A 2,274-nucleotide genomic window follows, 5' to 3' on the forward strand; every position below is an offset into this window, starting at 1 on the left:
GGCCTGGCCGACCCTGTGATCGAGTCGCGCGGGCCGCTCGCCGGGTCGCCAGGGCCGCCGGGGCCGGGTGCCGAAGGGGGCGCCCTGGCCGCGCCCGGGCCGGACATACGGGAGGCAGTACCGGAACCGCGCCGGGAGACACCCCCGCCGGGCGCCGCGTTCCCCGGAGCCCCCGCCGAACCGGCCTCCGGCGCCCCGGACGGGCATACCGCCGCCGGTCACGGCCTCACCGGACCTGATCCGGACGGCGACGACGCCTCCGGACATGGCCACGCCGGGTACGCCGGTGCGCCCGGGGTGCCGGCCGTGCCATCGCCCGCCGAGGGCCGGGGTGACGATGTGACCATGGCCCCCGCGCATGTCCTGGAGCGCTTTTACCTGAACACCCATGGCAGGACCGAGGCCCGCCTCGCGCGCTGGGCGAGCGACGGCGACGCCGAGGCGTGCTTCCAGCTCGCCGTGATCCACCTGCTTCGCGACGAGCCCTTCGACGCCAGCAACTGGCTGCGCCGGGCCGGTGAGGCCGGCCGGCCGGGAGCCCTGCGGCTGCGCGACCACCTCAACGCCAAGGAGGAGGCGGCCGAGTTCGCCTACCTGTTCGGGTGCCAGTACGAGTTCCAGGGCCGGGCCAAACGCCCGCTCGCCGCCTTCTTCCACGAGATCGCCGCGCGCTGCGGCCACCAGGACGCCGCCTTCCGGCTCGCGGTCATTCGCCGTAAGAGCGGCACCTGGAGCTGATCGGCGGAACTCGCCACCTTACTTGACCGATCGTTACAGATAGGCGGTAAGGTGGCCGCGTGGTACGCACGCGGGAGTTCGACATGGACGCGGCCGTGGACGCCGCGATCGGCGTCTTCTGGCGCAAAGGCTACGCGGCGACCTCGATCCAGGACCTGGTCGAGGCCACCGGCGTCGGCCGCGGCTCGCTGTACGCCGCCTTCGGCAGCAAGGCCGGGCTGCACGAGGCGGCCCTCATCCGCTATGCCGAGCGCTCGGCCGCCGAGGCCGGCGCCCGGCTGGAGCGTGCCGCCCCGCCCCGCGAAGTGCTCCGTGACCTGCTGGTATCGATGGTGGAAGCCACCGTGCTGGACCCGGAACGGCGGGGCTGCCTGATCACCAACACCGCGACCGAGCGGCTGCCGCACGACCGTGTCGCCGCCCGCGTGGTGGGGGATGCTCTGGACGGGAACGCCACGTCGATCGCCGCCGTGCTGCGCCGCGCCAGGGAGCGCGGCGAGCTGCCCCCCGGCGCCGACGTGACCGCGATGGCCGACCTGCTGGTGACGACGATCCAGGGGCTGCGTGTGCAGGGCAAGGCGGGGGCCGACCGGCGGCGGCTGCTGGCGGTCGTGGATCTCGTCCTGTCTGGACTGTTCGTTAAAGATTGATTTCAATGAATTCGGAGTTCGAGATGACGACCGTCGCGGTGCTGGGCACGGGGATCATGGGTGCGCCCATGGCGCGCAATCTGGCCAAGAACGGCCTCCAGGTCAGGGCATGGAACCGGACCCGGGACAAGGCGCTGCCGCTGCAAGCCGATGGCATCACCGTGTGTTCCGATCCGGCCGAGGCGGTGACCGGGGCCGATGTCGTGATCACCATGCTCAGCGACGGCGACGCCGTGCGCGCCGCCATGTCGGCCGCCGCTCCCGCGCTGGCCGCCGGCCAGGTGTGGGCGCAGATGAGCACGGTGGGCCTGGTCGCGCTCGACCGCCTCGCCGCTCTCGCCCAGGCGCACGGGCTGGTCTTCGTGGACGCCCCGGTGCAGGGCACCCGCCAGCCGGCGGAGGCGGGGACCCTCGTGGTCCTGGCCGCGGGCCCTGCCGACGAGCGCCTGGAGCCGGTGTTCTCCGCGGTCGGCGGCCGGACCATCTGGGTGGGGGAGGAGGTGGGCGCGGCCACCCGGCTCAAGCTCACCACCGTCGGGTACGCCATCACCCTCACCGCGGTGCTGGCGGAGTCGCTGGCCCTGCTGCGCGCGCTGGGGCTGGACCCATCGCTGTTCGCCGAGGTGGTCACCGGGAGTCCGCTGGACAGCGGGTACGTGCAGGCGAAGATGAAGTCCATCAGGGACGGCGACTACACGCCCAGCTTCACCGTCCGCAACGCGGAGAAGGACACCCGGCTGATCGCCGAGGCGGCGTCCGGGGCCGGGGTGCGGGTGGACATGGCGGTGGCCGCGGGCGAGCGCTTCCGCCGCGCCGAGGCCGAGGGCCACGGTGACGACGACATGGCCGCGGGCTATTTCGCCAGCTTCCCCGCCGATTCCACCAC

Annotated in this window: 2 protein-coding genes and 1 pseudogene; all 3 read left to right on the forward strand. The window is 73.3% G+C overall.

Annotation, left to right across the window (positions count from 1 at the left end; all coding sequences use genetic code 11):
- Nucleotides 1-738, forward strand: a pseudogene (locus C1I98_RS42315) (hypothetical protein); the annotation flags it as partial.
- A 59-nt stretch (nucleotides 739-797) separates the two neighbouring features.
- Complete coding sequence (locus C1I98_RS38030; RefSeq protein WP_111172075.1) at nucleotides 798-1,388, forward strand: TetR/AcrR family transcriptional regulator; 591 nt, start codon at nucleotides 798-800, stop codon at nucleotides 1,386-1,388.
- A gap of 23 nt (nucleotides 1,389-1,411) precedes the next feature.
- The coding region (locus C1I98_RS38035) for an NAD(P)-dependent oxidoreductase (RefSeq protein WP_199537531.1) at nucleotides 1,412-2,274 on the forward strand (863 nt) is incomplete at its 3' end.

Origin of the sequence: Spongiactinospora gelatinilytica, from assembly GCF_003236385.1 — a bacterium.
Lineage (GTDB): Bacteria > Actinomycetota > Actinomycetes > Streptosporangiales > Streptosporangiaceae > Spongiactinospora > Spongiactinospora gelatinilytica.